Origin of the sequence: Companilactobacillus paralimentarius DSM 13238 = JCM 10415 (genome assembly GCF_001434985.1) — a bacterium.
Lineage (GTDB): Bacteria > Bacillota > Bacilli > Lactobacillales > Lactobacillaceae > Companilactobacillus > Companilactobacillus paralimentarius.
Genome location: NZ_AZES01000006.1, coordinates 1 through 7,126, shown reverse-complemented (window position 1 = coordinate 7,126; position 7,126 = coordinate 1). Strand labels below are relative to the sequence as shown.

Here is a 7,126-nt window from a genome sequence, read left to right as displayed (position 1 = left end):
AGTCCATTTGAAGTTTTCTTCGGGACAAAGTTGCGCTTGATTTGACAATTCGTCACTTAAAAAGGTGAACAATGACAAAATCAGTAGATAAAGTATATAAAGTAATTCAGGAAGAATATGGGGATGAATGGACCGATACTAAAACTATTGCTAACGTAGCAGGATTGAGTAGAAATGTTATTAGTATTTATTTATCTCAACTTTATAAAGAAGGAAAACTGGTCAAAAAAAATGGTAGACCAGTACTATGGAAAATTGCTAAGAATGATGTTCCTTTTCAAAATCTAATCGGTCATTCTGGAAGTCTAAAGGATATTGTTAAAAAATGTCAGGAATCAATAGTTTATCCTCCCAATGGTTTTCCCTTGATCATTACTGGTCCTAGTGGTGTCGGTAAAAGCTTTTTGGCCAAGGATATTTATAATGAAGCGAAGAAAATGAAGGTTATATCTGATGATGCTAAATTTGTGACATTGAATGCTGCAGATTATGCCAACAATCCAGAATTACTTTCCTCAGTTCTATTTGGATATAAAAAGGGCGCCTTTACAGGAGCCAATGAAGATACACTTGGATTGATAGATCAAGCCGACAATGGTTATTTCTTTTTAGATGAAGTACATAGGTTACCCAAAGAAAGTCAGGAGAAGTTATTCTCCTTATTAGATTTAGGTAAATTTTATCCCTTAGGTGAGAACGAAAATGCTCATCAGGTAAATGTTCGTTTTATATTTGCTACAACAGAGGATTTGGATAATTTTCTTTTGAAGACCTTTGTTCGAAGAGTTCCATTACATGTTTCTTTACCAGCATTTAAGGATCGTCCGCTGACTGAAAGATTGGCGTTGATTACGAATGCTTTCAAGGAAGAAGCTATAAGAATTGATCGTCACTTTTATATTACTAATAAGGTAATTGAAGAATTAACAAGAAATGACGCTTCGGGTAATGTTGGAGCAATGCAAAATGAGGTTAAATTGCTGTGCGCTTCGGCATACACAGAAAATCATCAAGATATGGATATCCATATAGGTTCTTCTTCAGAAGATGGCAATTACATAGTTATTGATAAGGATACTGACATTAATGATCACTCTGGATCGATTGATAACGAAATGGATTTGATCGATGAATTGCATTCAGCATTGAAAAAATCTGCGTCTAAGAAGGATACAATTTCTAATCAAATTTTATTGTTGATGAAATTCTTAAAGAAGCTTGATTATTTAAAGGATGAGAACTTAGTTCAGTCTATTAGTTATAAATTGAGAATAGGAATTGAATCAATTCTGAATAAACGATATGGACTTAAATTGCAATTATCAGATGCGGATATTAAGCAGATTAGTTTTGGCTTGTCATTGTACTATTTTACGGATCGTAAAAAAGTTAATATGACTGAGCTTAATAGTGACTTTGAGGAACTTTATCCGCGAGCAATGTATGTCTATAAGCAGTTATTAAGAGAAATCAGTGATGATGAAGGCTTTGAAGAGTTCAATATACCTTGGTTAGTCTTACTATTTAAAGATAGGATTAAAAAAATCGAAAGTATCCAGTATACGGGAATTATCTTGGCCCATGGTGATAGCACTGCTACAAGTATTCAGAGTGTGGTTAATAATTTGTGTGGTAACTATATTTTTGAAGCTTTCGATATGCCAATCGATATCTCTATTCATGAAATTAATAACTATGTCCAAAAGTATATTAGACAACAAAAGGATCGAGATCATAAAGGTATTTTTGTACTATTTGACATAGGTTCATTGACACAGATGTTTTCAGAGATTAAGAAGTATTCTAATTGTGAATTATTAGTTATTAATAATGTTACAACAGCCACGGCTCTTGATGTTGGAATAAGAATTCAACGTAATGACGGATTTAAAGAAATTACTCGAGCAGCTAATAAATTTGGTGAGGCTTGTGGTACACAATACTATGAAGGGCTTTCTGATAATTCTAATATTGTGGTTTCTTGCATGTCAGGTGTGGGTCTGTCAGAAGAAATTAAGAGAATGATGTTGGAAAGTCTGTCTAACAAGTTCGAAATCATAACAATGGATTATAAAGATTTGAAACAAACCTTAGAAAATCATGAACAAAAATTCTTCGACAAAACTAAATTTGTTGTGACAACAACGGATATTGATACGAATCTAGATATCGATATCATTAATATTTATGACATCATGGAGAAAAATGGTTACGCTAGATTTGAAAAGCTGTTGCTCAATTCAGGAGAGCAGAAACCTAATATTGAGGCATTAATGAATAAAATGTTGAAATTCTTTACGATTGAGGGTATTAAAGATCGACTTCAATTTCTTAATCCAGATGTTGTTATTGATGAAGTTCAGCTTATTACTCAGAGATACCAAGAATATTATGATATTTCCTTAGATGGTAAGACTAAGTTGAATCTGTATATGCATTTGTCATTAATGATTGAAAGAATGCTAGTAAATTCTCGTAAACAAGAGAATCCTAGTGTTTCGTTTGAAGGAGATAAGGAGAAAGAATTTTATTCTGTTTCCAAAACAATATTCAAAGGTATTGAATTAAAATATAATTTTCAAGTCAATGACTACGAAATATCGTTGATGTATCAACTATTACATTTTTATATTTAATTTGAGTAAGTGCTTAATTAAAATTAAGCACTTATTTTTTTTACGATTAAAAAGCTTTATTTAATAGCTTTTATAAAAGTTGGCACGTAACTTGCTTATATAAAAGTGAGGAGGGTAATGAGATGAAAAAAATAGTCGTTGCCTCACATGGCAGCATGGCCGAAGGCATGAAGAACACAATTGAACTTTTCGCCGGACATAATGACAATGTCAGTTATATTTCGGCATATACAAAAAAGAATGATGATTTGAATGAAACAATTGATAAATTATTCGATACATTTGCAGATGATGATAAAGTAATTATTTTTACAGATTTAATGGGTGGCAGTGTTAATCAAAGGTTAACTGTTAAAGCACAAACTAATAAGAACGTCTTTATTATTTATGGATTTAATTTGCCAGTTGTAATTGAAGCAATTCTATCCAAAGAAGACGTGAACGCGACATATATTAAGAAACTTGTAGAAGTTGGCAGAAACAGTTTAGGAACTGTCGAATTAGATAGTAATGATTCAAAAAATGATGATGAAGATTTTTTCAATTAGGAGGAAATAATAATGATTAAAATTATGAGAGTTGATGAAAGATTAATTCACGGACAAATTGCAATGGTTTGGTCAAAGGAAATGAGTATTGATGGAATCGTTGTTGCTAACGATGCTACAGCTAGTGATGAGACACAACAAATGGCTTTGAAGATGGCCGTTCCATCAGGTATTAAGGTAATCATCAAAACCGTAGATAGTGCTATTGAGCTATTGAACGATCCACGTGCTCAAAATATGAAATTATTTGTTTTAGTAAGAACAGTTGATGATGCCGAAAAATTAGCCGAAAAAGTTTCAGATATTCAGTACGTCAATTTAGGAAATGTTGGTAAGGCATCAACCGATCCTAAGACAACTTTGACACAATTTGTAATGTTGACTAAACCAGAAATTGAGTCTTTGAAGAAGTTGGTTGAGATTTATCCTGACACAGCATTACAAAACTTACCAACTGATAAAAAGGAAAAAGCTACTGATTTTATCAAGAAAATGAATCTATAGGAATTATCACAGATGAGGAGAAATAGACATGTATGAAGCATTTGCAGTTGCCATAGTTGTTTTCCTAACCGTAGGTGGTCAGGAATTATTAGGTTTTTCAATGCTAGGAAGACCGATCGTCATTGGACCATTGGTCGGTTTATTATTAGGAGATGTCAAAACTGGTTTGATGATCGGTGCATCTCTAGAAACTATTTTTATGGGTATCGTTAATATCGGTGGTGCTAGTGCCGCTGAACCAGGACTTGCTAGTGCTTTAGCCGTAGCCTTCGCTATTATGATGCATGGCGGATTAGGAGTTGCACTACCACTTGCAATTCCTTTGGGTATTATCGGATTACAAATTAAGACCTTGATCTATGTTGCTGTTGTTGGTCCATTTGCAAGTAAATTCGACAGCATGGCCGAAAAAGGTAATCAAAAAGGGATAGTCAGGTTGCATTTTGGATTATGGGCTTTGCAATGGTTCCTTTATTCATTGATTCCATTCTTCGCAATGCTATTTGGTTCAGAAGCTACACAAAGAGTTTTGAAGATGATTCTTACTATCATTGTTCACGGATTGACTGTTGCCGGTAATGTTTTACCAGCTGTCGGGATGGCAATGTTGATGAAAATTCTATGGGATAAGAATATCTCAGCCTTTTATTTCTTAGGATTTTTGATTGTTGCATATTTGAAGATGCCACTTATTGCAGTAGCTGTTATGGGAGCTATTATTGCTATCTTGGTTGCACAAAGAGACTATCAATTGCACGGCCTTGTAGAAAAAGTTTCAGCAAGACCTGCTACCACAAATACAAATACTACTGAGACAAAAGATGAACAGGAAAATGATGATTTCTTTAGTTAATGATTAGGAGAAGGATATTATGAGTAAATTATCGAAAGATATGTCAAAAGATGAAAAGAAATTAATGAGACAAATGTATTGGCGCTCATTTACCTTGTATTCAGCTGTTACTCCTGCTAAGCAAGGGGCTTCAGGCTTTGAATATTCAATGCTGCCATTCATTAATAAGTTCTACAAGAAAAAGCAAGATAAAAAAGAAGCTATGGTTCGTCAGATGTCATACTTCAATACTAATCTAGCCATGGCACCATTCGTTATGGGGGTTACAGCTTCCATGGAAAAGCAGAATAGTGAAAGTGACGATTTCAACGCTGAATCTATTAATGCTATTAAGACCAGTTTGATGGGACCTTTAGCAGGTATTGGTGATTCTATTTTCTGGGGTGTTTTAAGAGTTATTGCTGCTGGTATTGCAATTAGTTTAGCTAAAAACGGTAATATTGCTGCGCCAATTATTTTCTTACTATTATTCAATATTCCTGTACAGTTAGTTCGTTGGTATGGTGGCCAACTTGGATATACATTAGGATCAAATTATATCGGTGAATTGTATGAAAAAGGTTTAATTAATATTTTGACAAAAGCTGCCAGTATTGTTGGTTTGATGATGGTTGGTGCCATGACTAGCAACATGGTTAAATTCGATTTGAAATGGAACATGGTTGTTGGTGGCAAAACAATTCTTAAATCGCAACAAATGTTGAACCAAATTTTCATAGGTATTTTACCTTTAGCAATTACACTATTATGCTTCTGGCTACTAAAGAAAAAGAACGTTTCAATTAACTGGTTAATTCTTGGAACAATTGTTATCTCAATCTTGTTAGCATTAGTAGGTGTTGTTTAATGAATAAAGAATGGTGGAAAAATGCAGTAATCTATCAAGTATATCCAAAGAGTTTTTTGGACACTAATGATGATGGTATTGGTGATCTAAAAGGAATTGACAGTAAATTAGGCTATCTAAAAAAATTAGGTGTCGATGCTTTGTGGATAAGTCCATGTTATTTATCGCCACAGATTGATAATGGTTATGATATAGCTGATTATCGAAAGATAGATCCAATGTTTGGAGATAATTCTGACCTAGAACAACTGATTCAGGATGCTCATGCTAAGAATATTAAAATCATTATGGATATGGTAGCCAACCATACTTCTGATAAATCAATTTGGTTTGAAGAAAGTCGTAAATCAAGAAATAATTACTTTAGTGATTTTTATATTTGGAAAGATCCTAAAGAAGACGGCAGTGAGCCTAATAACTGGGGATCTAACTTTGGTGGTTCAGCTTGGACGTATGATAGTAATCGTGAACAATATTATCTTCACTATTATGGTAAGCAACAACCAGAATTATGGTAAGCAACAACCAGATCTCAATTGGGAAAATCCTAAGGTTAGACAAGCTATCTATGATGTTATGAGATACTGGAAGGCTCATGGGGTTGATGGATGGAGAATGGATGTCATTACTTCTATTTCCAAAGATCAGAACTTTCCTAATAACACTAATCCACATCATTTGGAATATGTTGTTGGTAATCAAAATAACGGACCAAGAATGCATGAGTTTATCCATGAAATGAATCAAGAAGTATTCAAACCATTTTCTATGATGAGTGTTGGTGAAGCTCCAGATAGTAAGAGTAAAGATGCTAGATTATTGGTTGAACCCGATCGTGAAGAGTTGAATATGGTATTTACCTTTGAACACATGCATGTAGATCGTAAACCGGGTGATGTAAATGGCAGATGGGCTATTCAACCGGTTGATATTGTTCAACTTAAAAGAACTTTAGCAAATTGGCAAAATACGCTTGATGGTCATGGATGGAATGCACTTTACTTTGAAAACCACGATCGTGCCAGAACTCCTTCTAGATGGGGGAATGATACTAAGTATCGTTATGAATCAGCGACTGCTTTTGCAACGGTATTGCATGGATTGAAAGGAACTCCCTTTGTTTATCAAGGTGAAGAAATAGGGATGACTAATCCTTCTTTTGAACTAGAAGACTATGAGGATATAGAGTTAAAAACTAATTACGACAAACTTGTAAAACAAGAAAAAACTATTAGTGGTACTGATTTTTTGAAAGCTGCCAGAAAGATTAGTCGTGATAATGCTCGAACTCCTATGCAATGGGATGATAGTAAGAATGCTGGATTTACTAAAGGAAAACCATGGTTTAAGTTAAATCCTAACTATAAAGATTTGAATGTTTCTGATGATCTTAGATCTGATAAATCGGTATTCAAATATTATCAGGAACTAATTAAATTACGACATGAAGAACCAATTTTAAAAGATGGTACTTTTAAATTGCTATTGCCAGATGATAAAAATATTTTCATGTACACTAGAACACTTGATGATGAACAATGGCTCGTGGTTGCTAATCTATCTGGTGATTTACAAAGGGTAGATGCATTGAATAAGTACGTTGGCTTTAAAACGGTTGTAACTAATTATGATGACGGGGACAAAGAAATCCTCAGACCATATGAAGCCAGAATTTTGAGGAAATAAAAAGAGGCTGTGACATAAGTCTCAAAAAATAAAAGCTGATGAATGAGATTCT

At 33.8% G+C, this 7,126-nt stretch carries 5 protein-coding genes and 1 pseudogene; all 6 read left to right on the top strand.

Going from position 1 to position 7,126, the window contains the following annotated elements:
• Window positions 1-71: 71 nt before the first annotated feature.
• The 6 genes and pseudogenes from FD33_RS00305 to FD33_RS00280 all read left to right on the top strand — a co-directional run bounded on the left by FD33_RS00305 (window position 72) and on the right by FD33_RS00280 (window position 7,074).
• Window positions 72-2,636 (top strand): sigma 54-interacting transcriptional regulator, encoded by a 2,565-nt coding sequence (locus tag FD33_RS00305; RefSeq protein ID WP_025086164.1) that lies wholly within the window; start codon window positions 72-74, stop codon window positions 2,634-2,636.
• Window positions 2,637-2,758: 122 nt separating this feature from the next.
• Window positions 2,759-3,184: a PTS sugar transporter subunit IIA gene (locus FD33_RS00300; RefSeq protein WP_025086165.1), complete on the top strand. Its 426-nt coding sequence runs from the start codon at window positions 2,759-2,761 to the stop codon at window positions 3,182-3,184.
• 12 nt (window positions 3,185-3,196) lie between these two features.
• Window positions 3,197-3,688: a PTS sugar transporter subunit IIB gene (locus tag FD33_RS00295; RefSeq protein ID WP_025086166.1), complete on the top strand. Its 492-nt coding sequence runs from the start codon at window positions 3,197-3,199 to the stop codon at window positions 3,686-3,688.
• Window positions 3,689-3,716: 28 nt separating this feature from the next.
• Window positions 3,717-4,541 carry a PTS mannose/fructose/sorbose/N-acetylgalactosamine transporter subunit IIC gene (locus FD33_RS00290; RefSeq protein ID WP_025086167.1) on the top strand — a complete coding sequence of 275 codons (825 nt, stop codon included), beginning with the start codon at window positions 3,717-3,719 and terminating at the stop codon, window positions 4,539-4,541.
• Between the two features lie 19 nt (window positions 4,542-4,560).
• Window positions 4,561-5,388 carry a PTS system mannose/fructose/sorbose family transporter subunit IID gene (locus FD33_RS00285; protein WP_025086168.1) on the top strand — a complete coding sequence of 276 codons (828 nt, stop codon included), beginning with the start codon at window positions 4,561-4,563 and terminating at the stop codon, window positions 5,386-5,388.
• Window positions 5,388-7,074: pseudogene (locus tag FD33_RS00280) on the top strand (glycoside hydrolase family 13 protein). The gene FD33_RS00285 and the pseudogene FD33_RS00280 overlap by 1 nt, the downstream one beginning before the upstream one ends.
• Window positions 7,075-7,126 lie beyond the last annotated feature (52 nt).